Genomic DNA, 15,909 nt, shown 5'->3' with positions numbered 1-15,909 from the left:
GGTATGCGAGTCGGGAAATTCGAAGTCGATCACATGGCGTTGCTGCTGGTTTTCGTGCCGGTCAGCATCGTGCTGGAGTGGGTTCATGCGGACCCGGTATGGATTTTCGCGGCGTCCGCGCTGGCGATCGTCCCGCTGGCGGGCCAGATGGGGAAGGCCACCGAATATCTCGCCGAACACCTCGGCTCGGGGCTGGGTGGGCTGCTCAATGCCTCGTTCGGCAATGCGGCTGAGCTGATCATCGGCTTCTTCGCGCTGCGGGCGGGTCTGATCGACGTGGTCAAGGCCTCGATCACCGGATCGATCATCGGCAACATCCTGCTGGTGCTGGGTGCCAGCGTGGTGGTCGGCGGGCTGAAGCACGAAACCCAGTATTTCAACCGTACGGCCGCCGGCCTGGGCGTCACCCTGGCCGCGCTCAGCGCGATCGCTCTGGTGGTGCCCGCGATCTTCCACTTGGTCGTCCAGGGGCACCCGGAGCCTCATGAACGGGAACTGAGCCTGGAAATCGCCCTGGTGCTGTTCGTCACCTACATCCTCAGCCTGGTGTTCACCCTGCGCACCCACCGTCATCTGTACGTCGGCGAGTCATCGGAGGAAACCGACGAGGCGCTCGGGGTGGGTGCCTGGAGCATGCGCAAGTCGTTGCTGATTCTGCTGGTGGCCACTGCGCTCGTCGCCTGGATGAGCGAACTGCTGGTGGGGGCGGTGGAGCACGCGGCGCACGACCTCGGCATGACCAACGTCTTCATCGGCGTGATCCTCGTCGCCATCGTCGGCAATGCGGCCGAGCACAGCACGGCGGTGATGATGGCGGCCAAGAACCACATGGACCTGGCCATGAACATCGCCATCGGTTCCAGCATCCAGATCGCCCTGTTCGTCGCCCCGCTCCTGGTGTTCGCCGGCCATGTAATGGGGCAGCCCATGGATCTGGTGTTTTCCACCTTCGAAGTCGTCGCGGTCGCGATCGCCGTCGCTGCGGTGGTCCTGATCGCGATGGACGGTGAGTCGAACTGGATGGAGGGAGTCAACTTGCTGGCGGTCTATGTCATCCTCGCCATTGCTTTCTATTTTCTTCCGTAGGGCTGAGTTACTCATGATAGGAAAGACGAGTCGACGCGATTTCATGCGCCTGGGCGCGAAGCTCGGGCTGGCCGCTCCCTTCCTGGCGGGCGTGGGGCGGAGCTGGGCGGAACCGAAAGGGCTCAAGTTCAGCCCATCCCTTCCCTTCAGCTACGAGATGTTGGTCAAGCGGGCGGAGGCGCTCGCCTCGCGCCCCTACTCGCCGCCGCCGGCCGTCTCCGAGGTGGTGCGCAAACTGGATTATGAGGCTTGGGGGCAGATCCGGTTCCGGACCGAGGACGCCTTGTTCGCCGAAGGGCCGTCCATTTATCCGGTCACGTTTTTCCACCTCGGCCAGTTTTTCCAGAAACCCGTCAAGATTCACGTCGTAGAGGATGGAAAAGCGCGCCAGATCTACTACAGCGCCGAGTATTTCGACATGCCGGGTGACAGCCCGGCCCGGCAAATGCCGGAACGATCGGGCTTCGCCGGTTTCCGTCTGCAAGAGGCCCGCACCCGCTCGGACTGGCGCACGCAGGATTGGATCGCCTACCTGGGGGCGTCCTACTTCCGGGCGATCGGCGCGCTCAACCAATACGGTCTGTCGGCGCGCGGCATCGTCATCGACGCGGCCGAGCCGACGCCTGAGGAATTCCCCGATTTCACCGAGTTTTACATCGAGGGCGCCGCGGCGGAAACCGATCCGGTCATCATCTGCGCGCTGCTGGACGGCCCCAGCGTCACCGGAGCGTACCGCTTCCTCACTTGGCGGAAAGAGGGGGTGGTGCAGGAGGTCGAAGCGGCGGTGTTCCTGCGCCGGAATGTCAAGCGGCTCGGTCTCGCGCCGTTGACCTCGATGTATTGGTTCAGCGAGTCGGAGAAGCGGAGGTTGGAGGACTGGCGGCCCGAGGTCCACGATTCCGACGGCCTGGCCATTTGGACCGGTACGGGGGAGCGCATCTGGCGACCGCTGATCAATCAGCCGTACGCGGTGACATCGAGTTTCGTCGACCACGATCCCAAGGGATTCGGTCTGCTCCAGCGCGACCGGGTGTTCGAAAATTATCTCGACGGCGTGAATTACGAGCGGCGACCCAGCCTGTGGGTCGAGCCGCTCGGCGGCTGGGGAGAAGGGGCGGTGCAACTGGTCGAGCTGCCCACGGATGACGAGATCCACGACAACATCGGTGTTTACTGGCGGCCGGCGGCGGCGCCCAAGGCCGGTTCATCTTACCGCTTACGGTATCGCTTGCACTGGCAGGCCGACGAACCTTATCCGGCCGCCGTCGCCCGCTGCGTCGCGACCCGCATCGGTCGGGGCGGTCAGCCCGGCAAGCCCCGGCCTCGCGGAGTCTACAAGTTTGCGGTGGAATTTGCCGGCGCGGCGCTGGAGCCGTTGTGGGGCGACACCGTGAAGGCGGCGCCGGTCGTCACGGCTTCCAGCGGGGCGATTCAGGGGGCTTTCATCGAGCCGATCCCTCATACCCGCCGTTGGCGGGCGATTTTCGACCTGATCCCCGACGGTACCGCTCCGGTCGAACTGCGCCTCTACATCCAGGGCAACGGCGATGCCCTCACCGAAACCTGGCTGTACCAGTTCCGGCCGCCGGCCTGAGCCGCGCGGATACCTTTCAAGGCTTGGCGTAGCGATCCCGGTAAGGCTGTAGCCGGGCCCAGAGCGCTTCGACAATGACGACGGAGGCTTCGTCCGGCGGCAGATCGTCGCGTCCCACGCTGCGTCCGCAGTCACGCCGCAAGGGGCTGTCCGGTGCCCATAGACCGAAGGTCTTGCGGATGTAACTGCCGAGGCTGAAATGCAGAAGGTAAAGCGCGGTGTTGAAGGTCAGGGCCACTTCGGCCTTCTGCCGTTCGTCGAACTCTTCGAGGAGTCTCTGCACCGCTTCGGCCACGGTGCGTGGACGCGGCGGTAATGTGCTCTTGGCCATGGTCTCAAGACTCGAGGTTGGTCTCCAGGCGGATCATGAGCTTAGTCTCTTCGCATAGAGGGGGTTGGTGCAAGTGGGGCCGTCAACAGTCATGGTTCCGGCCGCCCGTCTCGATTAACATACCTCACCATGCGTGAGATGTTCCACGCACAAGGGCGCGTAGGCCTTTTTTCCGCATCGACGGAGCGAATGCCGCGATTCCGGCCGCGCTTTTTCGCCCGATTGGACGGTTTCCTTTCCAATATGGACATTTCCGTAAATGGTCCCTGACCCGGCTGGTGCGTTCCGGCTGCTGCTGCGATGCTGCCTCGTTTGCGCGACGGGCCCGGCCTGGGCCGTGGCGGACAGGACCGATTGGTTTCAGCCGTTCGTATCCAATACATTTACGTACGACAGCAACGTGTTCCGCCTCCCTTCGAGCCTCACTGCCGCCGAGGCGAACGCCCTGATCGACAACGTGTCCAAAGGCGGGAGCAAAGCCGATTTCGTCAACCGGATTTCGGCGGGTGCCAAGGTGAACTGGTATTCCGGGCCGCATAGAGTGAACATGAATCTTGGCGTCGATGACAACATTTTTGTCAGGAACACAGCGCTGCAGAATCTGTCTACGCTCAACGAGGCTTCCTGGATCTGGGACGTTTCCAGGGCTTGGTCGACCCAGGCCGGCGCCGAATATCAGCAATACCTGAATGCCTTCGGAAACTACGTCATCCCGCGCAAGGACATGCTGACCAACATGGCTTATTTCGGAAAGGTGAAATATCAGTTTTCCCCGGACTTGCGTGCTGGAATCGGGGTGCGGTGGGACGAAATCAGCCACAGCGTGCGCAACCGGAGGCAGAACGACGTCCAGGAACTGAGCGAGACGGTGGAGCTGGTGTATCAGAATGCGACCAGGAATTCGGCTGGAATCGAATACCGCCATGGCGCTGGATTTTATCCTCAGAGAAATCCGGCGAAATTCAGCTTTGACCAATACGAGGTCAATTCATTGAAGTTTGTTGGCGGTTATATGTTTTCCGTCAAGACCCGTTTCGACGGCTATGTCGGGTACCTTGCCCAGACCTTCGCCCAGGCCCCATGGTTTGATTACTCGGGCTGTATTTGGCGCATGGGCGTGGAGTGGTTGCCGACGGACAAGACCAGTGTAAAGATCTCCGGCTGGCAAAATCTCGAAGCCTACCAGGACGTCGCGTCCAGCTACTTCGTCGGCAACGGTGTCAAATTGCTTTCGAAATGGGAGGCGAGCCGGAAGGTCGAAGTCGCGGGCGAATTCTCATGGGAGAGCCGAAATTACGTCGGGGGGGGCGGGGCCAATTCTTCCGGAACTCCGGTGTCGCGCCGCGTCGACGATTTTTTCGCCGCGCAGGCCGGTTTCACCTACAGGCCCGTGGATTATGTTGATATCTTTCTGACGTACCGGTATGAAAAAAGAAAGGTGAACCGGGTGTTTTTTAACTACGAGTACGATGGTATCGCTCTGGGTGTCGCGTTGAGGTTCTGAGTCTGACAGGAGTCGCTGATTATGTGTATCGGATCCGGGGCCGCTGGAAGTCCGTCGGATATCAAGAAGCCTTCGGTGCTGCTGATGGCGTCGAATACGCCATTTCAGTATCGTGTGTTGCGGTGTGCCGCCCAGGCTGGCGCCTCCGTTTTCATCCTGGGAAGCAAGAGGGCGAAATTCTTGGCCTTGTCCAGGTATTGCAAGGGCTTCGTCCCGTATCCTCGTGATTTCGTAGAAGAGGATTCTACGGAGTTGGTTTGTATAGTCAATGATCTGATCTATAAACTTGGTATAGATTATATAATTCCAGGTTGTGGTGATACTACCAGGCTGCTTGGGGAGATTGGAAGTCGGCTACATGCTAGATGTTTCCCTGTTCCACCGCCGTCAGTTTTCGACACGCTGAACGACAAAAGCAAATTTGCGAGCCTTTGTCTGGATTTGGGCATGCCTCATCCCGCCAGTGTGCTGCTGGCCGGTCCTGCCGAACTGAAGTCTATGTATGATTCCGGCCAGCTTCATTTTCCTCTGATCGCCAAGCCTGTCGACGCTTATGGCAGTGAGGGCGTGGTAAAGCTTGAAGCTCTCTCGGTTCAAGTCAATCTGGATAAGATCGATTACAGTCCCATCCTTCTGCAGGAGTTTGTGGAAGGAGAGGACGTTTGTATAAGTTTGTTTTGTGTTCAAGGGGTATGCAAACGGCAGGTCGTGTATAAGCGAAAGCGGGGCATCAGTTTTATTGAGCACGACTCCCTTTCCGATCTGGCACAAGCAGTTGCACGTCACCTCAATTTTGACGGAGTGATTTGTTTCGACGCTAGGCTGGCGCCGGATGGGAAAAGCGTTTATCTGATTGAGTGCAATCCCAGATTCTGGTACAACATGGATTTTGCTATGGTGGCAGGGGTCAATTTTGTTGGGCTAGGAATAGATCCGGTTGGTCATGAAAGTCGTGCGGCAACAAAAAAAGCCTTCAGTTCCCCGTATTCGCTTGCTTTGAAGGTGTTCACTCCATGGAGGATAAACGCCCAGGACGTTGCCATGTTCAGGTATTGGTTGGCCGATCCGATTCCATTTTTGTGGATCGAGATATGGCTTGGCTTGCCTGGCTTGATCGCCGGCAAGGCAACGCGCGCTGTCAGGAGCATTAAGCAGCGCTTCTGGTGCTAGAGCCACGGCCATAAGATTACATCTACAGGAAGTCAGGCGGATGAAATGCGCTCACACGATTCATTGGTTTCGTGTTTTGCGGTTCAAATAGGTTGCGCTCGGGAGTACGGATGGATTTTACGGGGGCACATAAACACCGGCGAAGCGGTTGCTGTTATAGTGAAATGGGACATGGGGGTAACTTATGAATCAGACTGGCGCTCCTTCGGTTTTTGAAAGCCCTCTGGTTTTTCTGCTCAAGACGCTGTTCGCGCCGGTGGTCGCTTCCGGGGTATTTCTGGCAAGCCTTAGATTCGAAGGATATCCGCTGGAGGGAGCGAACATCCTGATGTTTTTTCTGGTATTCATCGTCGTCTCCCACACCTTCAAGGTGACGCGGTTGAACGACAGGCTGACCGCGCGTTCTTTTTTCGAGACGGCGTTCGATACCATGGCGAGATGGATTTTTACGCTGGCGGTGGTCGCTTTGCTGACTTATGTCGCCGGTATCGAGGACTTTTTGGACGAACCCGGTTTCGTGGTTTGGGCGGGCGCGACGCCATTCATCCTGCTGTTCGGGCAGCTTGCGGTCGGGCCGATGGTCAGGATCTATTTCCGTCGGTATGGCGGCCATCGCAAGGCGGTGATCGTCGGAGTGACGGAAATGGGGGTGAAACTGGCGGAAGCGATCGGGAGCCACGCCTTCCTGCGCACGGACGTGCTCGGGTTTTTCGAGGACAGGCCGGCGGACCGCACCGCGGATCCCGGCGATCTGCCGGTGCTCGGGCGTACCGCGGATTTGCCCGCGTTTCTCCGGCAACATGAGGTGCATGCGGTCTACATCACCTTGCCCATCGCCCGCCAGCCGCGCATCCTCGAGTTGCTGGACAATCTGAAGGATTCGACGGTCTCGGTGTATTTCGTTCCCGATCTGTTCATGACGGACCTGCTGCAAGCTCGCTGGGATACGCTGGCCGGTATTCCGGTGATGGCGGTCTGCGAATCGCCTTTCATCGGGATACGGGGTTTGAGCAAGCGCCTGATGGACATCGTGGGCGCCACGGTGGCGCTGGTGTTGCTGGCGCCGGTCATGCTGGTGATCGCTCTGGCGGTACGGTTGTCGTCGCCGGGGCCGGTGTTGTTCAAGCAGCGGCGCTACGGCGAGGACGGCGAGCCGATTTTCGTCTACAAGTTCCGCAGTATGACGGTTTGCGAGGATGGCGGCACGGTGACCCAGGCGAAACAGGGGGATGCCCGGGTGACGCCCTTGGGCGCGATTCTGAGAAGGACCTCTCTGGACGAGTTGCCCCAGTTCTTGAACGTGTTGCAGGGCACCATGAGCCTCGTGGGACCACGTCCCCATGCGGTTGCGCACAACGAGCTTTACCGGGGGCTGATCAAGGGTTACATGGTGCGCCACAAGGTGAAGCCGGGTATCACCGGCTGGGCGCAGGTCAACGGCCTGCGGGGCGAGACCGAGACGGTCGAGAAGATGGCGGCGCGCATCAGGTACGATCTGGAGTACCTGCGCAACTGGTCGCTCTGGCTGGACATGTGGATCTTGCTGAAGACCGTCGGCGTGGTCTTGAAGCAGAAGAACGCCTATTGACGGCCGGGTCCGAGGGATTTGCGGGACGTGCAATCTGACAGACAGGAGACTCGCGATGCCCGGGAAGATTAGTTCCGGCGTGAAAGCGGCGTGGTGCCGCATCGCTTTGGTCATGGGGCTGATGGCCGGTTGGGGGGCCGTGGCTGGCGATGCGCCCTTGCACGAGGCGGGCGACTACCGGCTCGGACCGGGAGACGTGGTGAGGATCAGCGTGTTCAACTATCCCGAGCTGGCCATCGAAACCCGGATCAGCCAGACCGGGAACATCACGTTTCCGCTCACCGGTCCCATCGCCATCGGAGATTTGACGGCCGCCGAAGCGGAAGGGCGCATCGCCGGCAAGCTGCGCCAGGGCGGATACATCAGCGATCCGCATGTCACCGTGGTGGTCTCCCAGTTCAAGGCGAGGGAGGTCGCAGTGATGGGACAGGTCAGGAATCCCGGCAAGTACCCGATCGAGAGGCAGAGCCGGGTGTTGGACATGCTGGCCGCCGCCGGCGGGGTGACGACGGCCGATGCGGGCGATACGGCGACGCTGCTGCGTGCCAATGGCGAGAAGCTCGTCATCGATCTCAATGCCTTGTTCGAGGGAAGCCCCGGTCAGAATCCCGAGGTGGCGGCCGGCGACACGCTCTTCGTTCCGAAGGCGCCGCAGTTTTATGTCTATGGGGAAGTTCAGCGGCCCGGCGCCTACCGGCTTCAGCGAGGCATGACGGTCAGCCAGGCGATTTCCGCCGCCGGCGGACTGACGCCCCGGGGGACCGACACCTGGCCCGCGCCGATCGTCAAGCGGCGCGACGCCAACGGGGTGGAGCAGGAGACGACGGTGGACGGTTCTTATGCCCTGCAGCCGGATGACGTGCTGTATCTGCGCGAGCGGTGGTTCTGATCCATGAGCGCCAACCGGCTCATCCTGATCTTCCTCGCGCACTGGCGGGTCTTCGGTTGGACGCTGGCCGTGACCGTACTGACCACGCTGGTGGCCAGCGCCGCGATGTCGAAAACCTATACCGCGTCGACCACCGTCGTGATCGATTACAAGGGAGGCGATCCGCTGACCGGCTCGGCGTTTCCGTCCGATCTCATGGCCGGTTACCTCGCGACCCAGGTGGACATCATCGGCAGCCACGCCGTGGCGGCACGCGTCGCGGATGCGCTGAAACTCTCGGAGGTTCCCGCTTACCGCGACCGCTTCGAAAAAGTCGCCAGGAAGACGGGTTCTCGCGCGGTATTCCGGGATTGGGCGGCGGACAAGCTGCTGGAAGACCTGGATGTGTCGCCATCGCGGGAAAGCGACGTCATCACGATCTCTTTCGCCGCCTCCGATCCCCTGTTCGCCGCGGATGTGGCGGATGCCTTCGCCCAGACCAGCATCCGTGCCAACGTCGAACTCAAGTTGGAGCCGTTGAAGCGCCAGGCGGCCTGGTTCGACGAGCAGGTCCTGGCGTTGCGGAGCGCACTGGAAAAAGCGCAGGCCGAACTTTCCAGCTACCAGATCGCGCATGGCGTGCTTGCCGCCGGCGACAAGCTGGACGTGGAAACCGCTCACTTGTCCGATCTGTCCGCCCAGCTCGCCGCGGCGAAAGGCCAGATGTACGACGGTGAGGCGCGGGTTCAGCAGGTGAGGGCGGCGGCCCGTGGCGGGGTGGACGCGCTTCCCGATCTGTTGCAGAACCCTGCCTTGCAGGCGTTGAAGGCCGAGCTGGCGCGCGCCGAGGCCCGGCTCGCCGAAGTCGGTTCGCGCTATGACTGGAACCATCCGCAGCGGCGCGCCGTGGCGGCCGAGGTCGCCAGTCTGCGGCAAAGGCTTGCCGCCGAGGTGGCGAACGCGACGGGCGCCATCGAGCGCGCCGCCGAACTCGCCCGCCAACGCGTGGCGGATCTCGAACGCGCGGTGGTCGAACAGAGGAAACGCATACTCGCTCTGGGTGCCGAGCAGGACAAGCTGAGCGTATTGAAACGAGAGGTGGAGAATGCCCAGCGGGTCTATGATGCCGCGTTGCAGCGGGCGAGTCAGTTGCAGTTGGAGAGCCGGCTGGAGGGGACCAACATCGTCGTCCTCTCGCCGGCCGTGCCCCCGCTCAAGCCCAGCAAGCCGAAGGTGGCACTGAATCTGGCGCTGTCAGTCATCCTGGGCAGCGGGCTGGGGCTGGCGTTCGTCCTCCTGTTCGAGTTCAAGGACAGGCGTATCCGTTCTGCGGAAGATGTCATCGACGAACTGGGTCTGCCCCTCCTGGCCGAAATGCCTCCGGAAAGGACGGCGTGGCCGCGCTTCTTCCGGCTTGCCGCGCCGTCCGCACTCAAGGGATGACCAGAACCTTCCGCGACGAATGCCATGAAAAATCTCCCTTCATCCGAAGGCCCGGCGTTGCCTCGCAGCGATGTCCAGTTGGGACAGCTCTTGCTGCATGCCGGGAAGCTGTCAGAAAAGGACATCGAGGCCATCGGCGTAAAGCAGAAGGAGGATGGGCTAAGGTTCGGTGAAGCGGCGCTACGTCTGGGACTGATCGGCGAGGACGATCTGCGCCAGGCTCTGGCGCGCCAGTTCGCGCATCCATGCCTGCCGGAATCGGATACCAGTGTCGATGCGGAACTGATCGCGGCCTTCTGCCCGCCGGGGCCGGAAGGCGAGGCGCTGCGGGACCTTCGCAGCATCCTGATGCTGCGATGGTTCGGCGGCCACCGGCGGCTGCTCGCCCTGACTTCGGGGCGGCCGGGTGAAGGGTGCGGCCGGTTGGCGGCGAACCTCGCCGTAGTGTTTTCCCAGTTGGGTGAGCGGATCTTGCTGATCGATGCAAACTTGCGGGAGCCGGAGCTGCACCGGCTGTTCAAGCTGTGCGGCGACCCCGGTTTGTCGGGCGTCCTCGCCGGGCGCCACAGTCCGGAGAAGGCGATCAGCAGCATTCCTGCGCTCGGTGATCTGAGCGTGCTGCCCGCCGGTGCGCCGCCACCCAATCCTCAGGAATTGCTGAGCCGGGCGTCTTTCATCCGACTGCTGGATGCCGCCGCGGAGCAATACGACATCGTACTGTTGAACACCCCGCCCGCTCTGCAGAGCGCCGATGCCCGGATCGTGGCGACGCGGGCGGCGGGCTGCATCATCGTGGTCCGCCGCGATGCGACCCGGCTCGGCGATGCCGCGGCACTCAGGGACCAGCTTTCCGGCGCGGGCGTCGAGGTGCTGGGCGCGGTCCTGACCTCATGACGCCGGGCGGCATGCGCCGGCGTCCCGGCGTACCCCACGGTTCGGGGGAGGCGATGCTCGCTTACCGGCCGTGGGAAATCGGCCTCGTGACGGCCGTCGCGGTTTTTGCGGGCTGGCTTGCCTCGATCAGCCAGCCCATCGTTCTCGCCGTTTTCGTGGGCGGTTTCGTGAGTGTCTTTCTGCTGTCCAGGATCGACTTCGCGGTCTGGCTGTTGCTGGCGGGTACCCTGGTCGTCAACGGGGCGGTGCTCCTGATGTTCCCCCGCATGACCAAGATTTCCTGGGCCTTGTCCATGTTGGGCTTCTTCCTGCTGGCGGCCGGGCTGTTCCCGCTCTTTCTGGGGCGCTGGCGGGAGCGGGTCCGGCTGCCCGGCTTCCTCACGCTGTTCCTGGCTCTGGTCGCGTTGTCGGCAGGCACGTCGCTGCTGGGCCAGGGGCCCGCGCTGGAAATCCTGGCGGGCGTCAAGCGCTCCTACCAGATGCTGGGACTCGCCCTGGTGCTGGCGACGGCTCCCGTGACGGCGGTGTGGCGGCGTCATTTCCACGGCTGGGGCGGCTTTCTTCTGTCAGCCGCAGTCCTGCAGTTGCCGGTCGCGCTTTACGAAAGAATCGTCCTGGTGCCGCTGCGCGTGGGCATGGGCGGCGGCATCGTTCCCATCGACATCGTCGCAGGGACGTTCGAGCCGAATTTCGAAGGCGGGGGAGAAAACGGAACCATGGTCATCTTCCTGGTTGCCTGCCTTGCCTATGTGTTGACGGCGTGGCGGGAGCGGGTGCTGTCAACCTTATGGGCAGCGGCGTTCGCGGTCGAACTGGGCGTGCCGCTGTTCCTGGGGGAAACCAAGATCGCCCTGGTGCTGCTTCCCATGATGTTCCTCCTGGTGTTTTCGCGGGAAATCCGCCGCAATCCGGCGGTCGCCGCGGCGGCATTGACCACGGGTGTGCTTTTGACGGGGGTTTTGGCCTGGCTGTATTTTTCGGTGTTCTCCATCCAGGGTAAGTCCCCGGAGCAGATGGTGCAGAACACCATCGACTACAATTTCGGTTCAGCGGGCTACTATGGCAACAAGGCCAGCCTCAACCGTACCACCGTCCTGACTTTCTGGTTCCATGAGCACGGGCTGCATAATCCGGCGGAAACCCTTTTCGGCCACGGAATGGGCGCCTCTTACGCGGGCGCGGGTACGCTGGTGGAGGGACACCTCAACCGGAAATATCCGGGGATGGCCATCAACCTGAATACGGCGTCCACTCTGCTTTGGGACTCGGGCGCCATCGGTGCCGCCATGTTTCTGGGCGTGCTCATCACCGCTTGGCGCGCCTCGGGCAGGCTGCTTTCACGGTGCGACGACGGCGCCGAACGCGGCCGGCTGGTGGCGTTGAGGGTTTGCCTCGCCGCCAATGTGTTTTCGCTGTGGTATTCGAACAGCCTCATGAACAGTCCGAGCCACGAACTGCTGTTCGCATTCACCCTGGGCTATCTCGCTTGGTTGGTCCGGGCAAATCCGCTCCCCCAGAATTTCCCGCAACGCCATGAACATCAGACTGCTGTATCTCACGCGTGAGCCGTTTCCCACTTTCCGGGTCGACGTGGCGACGCTGTTCGGCCGTTACCTGCCCAGGTTCGGGGTGTACTCGGACATCGTTGCCGTGCGTGAGGGCGACGGCGGCGAGTGCGCCTGGGAGGCGGGCAGGGCGTTCACCCGGCTCGCCCGTGGCAGAGGGGGGCGGATCCGGGCGCGGCTGATGCTCGCGCTGGACCTGTTCCGGCTGGTGCGCGCCGATCATGCCGCGGTTCAGGTTCGGGACAGGATTTTCGGGGCTCTGTTGGGGCTTTGGGCGGCCCGGCTGCGGGGAAAGCCGTTCTATTACTGGATGTCCTTCCCTTTCCCCGATTACTGGCTGGAACGCGGTTCGCCCGATCCGTCCGGCTTGGCCGGGCCGGGACGGCGCCTGCTGTTCCGGCTGCGTGGGCGCCTTTCCTCCTGGCTGCTGTATCGTCTCGTCCTGCCCGCTGCGGACCACGTTTTCGTGCAAAGCGATGCCATGCGGACGATGCTGGAGAGCCATGGCCTGCCGGCCGCGCGCATGACGCCGGTGCCGATGGGGGCGACGATTCCCGAGCGTATCGAGGACATCCCCCCGGTGGATGATCCGCGCCTGGCCGGTCGGCGCGTCGTGGTCTATCTGGGGGCGCTGGAACGGGCGCGCCGCTCCGAAGTGATGATCGAGGCCATGGCCGGGGTGCGCAGGGAATTTCCGCAGGCCCTCTTGGTTTTCGTCGGGGATGCGGAGGACCCGGGCGAGAGGCTCTGGTTCGACGCCCTGGTGCGCGAACTCGGGTTGCAGGACCACGTCCTGTTCACGGGCTGGCTGCCTGCGGAGCAAGCGCGCCGTTATTTGCGGACCGCCGAGATCGGACTGTCGCCTTGCGCGCGCACGCCTTCACTGGAAGTGGCGTCTCCGACCAAGGTCATCGAATACATGGCCTGGGGCGTTCCGGTGGTCGCCAACGACCTTCCCGACCAGGCCTACCTGATCGGCGAAACCGGCGGGGGGCTCTGCGTGCCGCTGACGCCTGAAGGGTTCGCCGCGGGCATTCTGCAATTGCTGCGGGACCCCGCGGCCGCGCGGCGCATGGGCGAAGCCGGTCGGCGGGCGATACCGGGTCTTAGGAGCTACGAGGTCATCGCGAGAAGCCTCGCCGAAAAATACCGGCAGCTGGCCGGCGGCGTGGCTCAGTGAGCGGTTCCGGCAATCCTTACGGTGGCGTCGCGCTCCGGCGCGGCGCGCTCGCCTACCTGGCGGGGCGGGCCGTTTCCGCATTGCTGACGTTTTCTGCGTTCACGCTGGCTGCCCGGGTCCTGCCACTGGATGCCTACGGGACCTACATGGCCGCGCTGGCTGCCATGGAAACGGGGCTTGCGTTCTCGACGCCGGGACTGGATTGGGTGACGGCCAGGATCCTTCCGGAGTATCGAATGCATGCCGCGGGGAGGGCGATCGTCTCCATCATCTGCCGGCTCGCCGGGATCCAAATGGCCTTCTATTCCTGTGCGGGCATGATGCTGTATTTCGATGCGGAACAGGTCGCGTCCCTGTTGCGTATGGAGGCGGCGGCGCCGGTGTTGTCCCTCGCCGGCGCGGTCCTGGCCGTGGAGGGATTCGGACGCCTCTATCGGGAGCAGATGCTCGGCGCCTTGATGCGCCAGGGTGCCGCCCAATCGGCCCAGGTGGTTCGCTCGGGGACGCTGGCCTTTCTGCTGGCGTCCGATTGGTTCGCGGGGCGTGAGATCGCCGCCCTGGACGCCGTGCGCTATGAACTGATGGCGGCCTGCGGGAGTACGGCATTGGGTGCTGTGCTCCTGCTGCGCGAGACGTGGTCACTGCGTCATCGGGTGGCGCCTTCGGGGGACTGGACGCCGCCGCGCCGGAAGCAGCTTTTCAAGCTGGCGGTCAATACCTACGTCAGCTATCTCCTCGCCTTCGCCTACGGCTCACAGATGCTGACCCTCATCGTCGCCCGCATCCTTGGGGCCGACGCCGCCGCGGTCTTCGGCTTCAGCACCAATTTTTCCGACCAGGTGCGCCGCTACCTGCCGACCGATCTCCTGCGCAGCGTCATTCAACCCACCTTGATCGCGTTTTTCAGCCGGCGCCGGGACTTCGGCGGCTTCATGCTGCGGGTCGGACTCTGGTTCAAATCGTCCATGGTCCTGCTCATGCCGGTCGTCCTTTATTTCATCGTCTTCGGCGGGATGGGAGCCACGCTCGTGGGCGGAGAGCGTTTTCAGGAGGCGGGTTCCGTCATTGCACTGATGCTCGTCGGCACCGCCCTGACGATTCTGCGCCGGGTGGTCGAGCTGTCCTGCAACGTGGTGCTGGCCACAGACCTTTATGTCCGCTGGGGTTTCTGGCTGCTCGCGGTGCCGGCCGTGGCGGTTTTCCTCTTGACTTCAGGCGGGAGCCTGACCGAACTGATAGTACTCATCATCGCAGCGGAGGCGTTTTTCAACTTCGGCATCATCCTTGCGCTGCGGCGGCGGGGATACCCCTTCGAATTGGCTTGGGGAGGGATGCTTCGTCTGGCCGCCTGGTATGGCGTGGGGGTCGGCGCGCTGGTGTGGTCGGGACCGCTGATCCGTTTCGACATGCCGACGAGCATTGCGGTCTGTCTGCTCCTCGGCGTGGTGGGAACGCTCGTGGCCAAACCTTTGAGCGCCGCCGAAGGGACGCTCGTATCGGACTGGAGTCCGCGCGGTGCCAGGCTGTTGTCGCGTATCCCCGCCGCATGACCGATCGTTCCGGGGAAAGAGAAACCATGCGCAGAGTCTTGATGATCGGTCCGGGGACGAATGGCGGCATTGCGGCAGTGGTCGACGCCTGCCTCGAACCGGAATTCGTGTCCCACTGGAGAATCGAACGGCTCTGCTCGTATGAGGGCCCCGCCCTTCCGACCCAGCTTCGTGTCATGGCGGCGGCCGGGATACGGTTGCTGACCCGGCTGTTGGCGCGCCGTCTGGCCATCGTGCATGCCCACAGCGCCTCGCGCGGCAGTTTCTGGCGGAAATCCGTGCTTTGCGCGCTGGCGGACCTGTTCGGCGTCCCCTATGTCTTCCATGTCCACAGCGGCGAATTCGGCGTGTTCTACGGCAGCGAGTGCGGCCCCGCGGCGAAATGGTGGATACGGAGGACCCTGCGGCGCGCCGCCTGCGTGATCGCTCTGACCGAAGCCTGGTCCAAGCTGCTGCTGGCCATCGAGCCTCGGGCGAGCGTTCGGGTCATAGGCAATCCGGTGCGTGTTCCCGATGTCCTGCCGGCGGAGGGCGGCTCGGGGCGGCCGCAGGTACTGTTCCTGGGACGTCTGCGGGAGAAGAAAGGCGTCTTCGATCTGGTCCGGGCCATTCCCCTCGTGCTGAAACGCGTCCCCGACGCCGTGTTCACGCTTGCCGGCGACGGCGAAACGGAGGCCGTCAGGCGGCTCGCCCTGGAGTTGGGGGTATCCGATGCCGTAAGACTGCCGGGCTGGATTAGGGGGGCCGACAAGGACGCCGAGCTGTCGGCGGCCCGGGTGCTGGCCCTTCCCTCCTACTTCGAAGGGCTGCCCGTCTGCATTCTGGAAGCGATGGCGGCTGGCGTTCCGGTCGTGGCGACGCCGGTCGGGGGCATACCCGAACTCCTCGGCGAGGGAGAATGCGGTCTGCTGGTGCCGCCGGGCGACGTGCAAGCACTGGCCGAGTCGCTGGTCGTCGCCCTGGAGGATACCGGGCTGCGCCGCCGGCTGCGCGAAAGTGCATTTCACCGCGCGGTGGACTACCATGCAATACGAGGCGTCCTGCGGCAGCTCGATGCCGTTTACCGGAGTGTCACCGCTGCCGGAAGGGCGGATGCGGCAGGCAGGTAGGGACGCTGGAATTTTTGGCGGGGTAGG

At 63.0% G+C, this 15,909-nt stretch carries 13 protein-coding genes; 12 read left to right on the top strand and 1 reads right to left on the bottom strand.

Features of this window, described 5'->3' with window-relative positions; translation table 11 throughout:
- The first annotated feature begins 3 nt into the window (after positions 1-3).
- Both cax and ACSHWJ_RS07105 read left to right on the top strand, forming a co-directional pair.
- Positions 4-1,086, top strand: coding sequence for a calcium/proton exchanger (gene cax, locus ACSHWJ_RS07110; protein WP_010959512.1), 1,083 nt, complete (start codon positions 4-6; stop codon positions 1,084-1,086).
- 13 nt (positions 1,087-1,099) lie between these two features.
- Positions 1,100-2,680, top strand: coding sequence for a glucan biosynthesis protein (locus ACSHWJ_RS07105; RefSeq protein ID WP_050738153.1), 1,581 nt, complete (start codon positions 1,100-1,102; stop codon positions 2,678-2,680).
- Between the two features lie 16 nt (positions 2,681-2,696).
- On the opposite strand, the gene ACSHWJ_RS07100 is transcribed toward ACSHWJ_RS07105, so the two are convergent.
- Positions 2,697-3,011, bottom strand: a complete 315-nt coding sequence (locus tag ACSHWJ_RS07100) for a DUF6794 domain-containing protein (RefSeq protein ID WP_050738154.1) — start codon at positions 3,009-3,011, stop codon at positions 2,697-2,699.
- 259 nt (positions 3,012-3,270) lie between these two features.
- Here ACSHWJ_RS07100 and ACSHWJ_RS07095 point away from each other — a divergent pair, with 259 nt between their 5' ends.
- The 10 genes from ACSHWJ_RS07095 to ACSHWJ_RS07050 all read left to right on the top strand — a co-directional run bounded on the left by ACSHWJ_RS07095 (position 3,271) and on the right by ACSHWJ_RS07050 (position 15,882).
- Positions 3,271-4,515, top strand: coding sequence for an outer membrane beta-barrel protein (locus ACSHWJ_RS07095; RefSeq protein WP_010959514.1), 1,245 nt, complete (start codon positions 3,271-3,273; stop codon positions 4,513-4,515).
- Between the two features lie 21 nt (positions 4,516-4,536).
- A complete protein-coding gene (locus ACSHWJ_RS07090; protein ID WP_218812133.1) occupies positions 4,537-5,685 on the top strand; it encodes an ATP-grasp domain-containing protein in 1,149 nt (382 codons plus the stop codon).
- Positions 5,686-5,869: 184 nt separating this feature from the next.
- A complete protein-coding gene (locus tag ACSHWJ_RS07085) occupies positions 5,870-7,273 on the top strand; it encodes an undecaprenyl-phosphate glucose phosphotransferase (RefSeq protein ID WP_432539540.1) in 1,404 nt (467 codons plus the stop codon).
- 55 nt (positions 7,274-7,328) lie between these two features.
- Positions 7,329-8,162 carry a polysaccharide export protein EpsE gene (epsE, locus tag ACSHWJ_RS07080; RefSeq protein ID WP_010959517.1) on the top strand — a complete coding sequence of 278 codons (834 nt, stop codon included), beginning with the start codon at positions 7,329-7,331 and terminating at the stop codon, positions 8,160-8,162.
- 3 nt (positions 8,163-8,165) lie between these two features.
- Positions 8,166-9,584 carry a chain length determinant protein EpsF gene (gene epsF / locus ACSHWJ_RS07075; protein WP_010959518.1) on the top strand — a complete coding sequence of 473 codons (1,419 nt, stop codon included), beginning with the start codon at positions 8,166-8,168 and terminating at the stop codon, positions 9,582-9,584.
- 24 nt (positions 9,585-9,608) lie between these two features.
- Positions 9,609-10,478, top strand: coding sequence for a chain length determinant protein tyrosine kinase EpsG (epsG, locus tag ACSHWJ_RS07070; RefSeq protein ID WP_010959519.1), 870 nt, complete (start codon positions 9,609-9,611; stop codon positions 10,476-10,478).
- Positions 10,475-12,043 (top strand): hypothetical protein, encoded by a 1,569-nt coding sequence (locus ACSHWJ_RS07065; protein WP_143708428.1) that lies wholly within the window; start codon positions 10,475-10,477, stop codon positions 12,041-12,043. Before epsG ends, ACSHWJ_RS07065 begins: the two co-directional genes overlap by 4 nt.
- Positions 12,012-13,223, top strand: coding sequence for a glycosyltransferase family 4 protein (locus ACSHWJ_RS07060; RefSeq protein ID WP_010959521.1), 1,212 nt, complete (start codon positions 12,012-12,014; stop codon positions 13,221-13,223). Before ACSHWJ_RS07065 ends, ACSHWJ_RS07060 begins: the two co-directional genes overlap by 32 nt.
- Complete coding sequence (locus ACSHWJ_RS07055) at positions 13,220-14,773, top strand: lipopolysaccharide biosynthesis protein (protein WP_432539539.1); 1,554 nt, start codon at positions 13,220-13,222, stop codon at positions 14,771-14,773. The genes ACSHWJ_RS07060 and ACSHWJ_RS07055 overlap by 4 nt, the downstream gene beginning before the upstream one ends.
- Before the next feature lie 26 nt (positions 14,774-14,799).
- On the top strand, positions 14,800-15,882 hold the full coding sequence (locus tag ACSHWJ_RS07050) for a glycosyltransferase family 4 protein (protein ID WP_010959523.1): 1,083 nt from the start codon (positions 14,800-14,802) through the stop codon (positions 15,880-15,882).
- Positions 15,883-15,909 lie beyond the last annotated feature (27 nt).

The organism is Methylococcus sp. S1M (assembly GCF_051295855.1).
GTDB classification, from domain to species: domain Bacteria; phylum Pseudomonadota; class Gammaproteobacteria; order Methylococcales; family Methylococcaceae; genus Methylococcus; species Methylococcus capsulatus.
Note: the sequence above shows the minus strand (reverse complement) of the source record. Positions and strands in the feature narration are given on the sequence as shown.

Bases quoted from the DNA above. Each gene is read 5' to 3' on its own strand.
- epsE (WP_010959517.1), top strand. From the start codon at position 7,329: ATGCCCGGGAAGATTAGTTCCGGCGTGAAAGCGGCGTGGTGCCGCATC.
- ACSHWJ_RS07105 (WP_050738153.1), top strand. From the start codon at position 1,100: ATGATAGGAAAGACGAGTCGACGCGATTTCATGCGCCTGGGCGCGAAG.
- epsF (WP_010959518.1), top strand. From the start codon at position 8,166: ATGAGCGCCAACCGGCTCATCCTGATCTTCCTCGCGCACTGGCGGGTC.
- ACSHWJ_RS07100 (WP_050738154.1), bottom strand. From the start codon at position 3,011: ATGGCCAAGAGCACATTACCGCCGCGTCCACGCACCGTGGCCGAAGCG.
- epsG (WP_010959519.1), top strand. From the start codon at position 9,609: ATGAAAAATCTCCCTTCATCCGAAGGCCCGGCGTTGCCTCGCAGCGAT.
- ACSHWJ_RS07065 (WP_143708428.1), top strand. From the start codon at position 10,475: ATGACGCCGGGCGGCATGCGCCGGCGTCCCGGCGTACCCCACGGTTCG.
- cax (WP_010959512.1), top strand. From the start codon at position 4: ATGCGAGTCGGGAAATTCGAAGTCGATCACATGGCGTTGCTGCTGGTT.
- ACSHWJ_RS07090 (WP_218812133.1), top strand. From the start codon at position 4,537: ATGTGTATCGGATCCGGGGCCGCTGGAAGTCCGTCGGATATCAAGAAG.
- ACSHWJ_RS07060 (WP_010959521.1), top strand. From the start codon at position 12,012: ATGAACATCAGACTGCTGTATCTCACGCGTGAGCCGTTTCCCACTTTC.
- ACSHWJ_RS07085 (WP_432539540.1), top strand. From the start codon at position 5,870: ATGAATCAGACTGGCGCTCCTTCGGTTTTTGAAAGCCCTCTGGTTTTT.
- ACSHWJ_RS07095 (WP_010959514.1), top strand. From the start codon at position 3,271: ATGGTCCCTGACCCGGCTGGTGCGTTCCGGCTGCTGCTGCGATGCTGC.
- ACSHWJ_RS07050 (WP_010959523.1), top strand. From the start codon at position 14,800: ATGCGCAGAGTCTTGATGATCGGTCCGGGGACGAATGGCGGCATTGCG.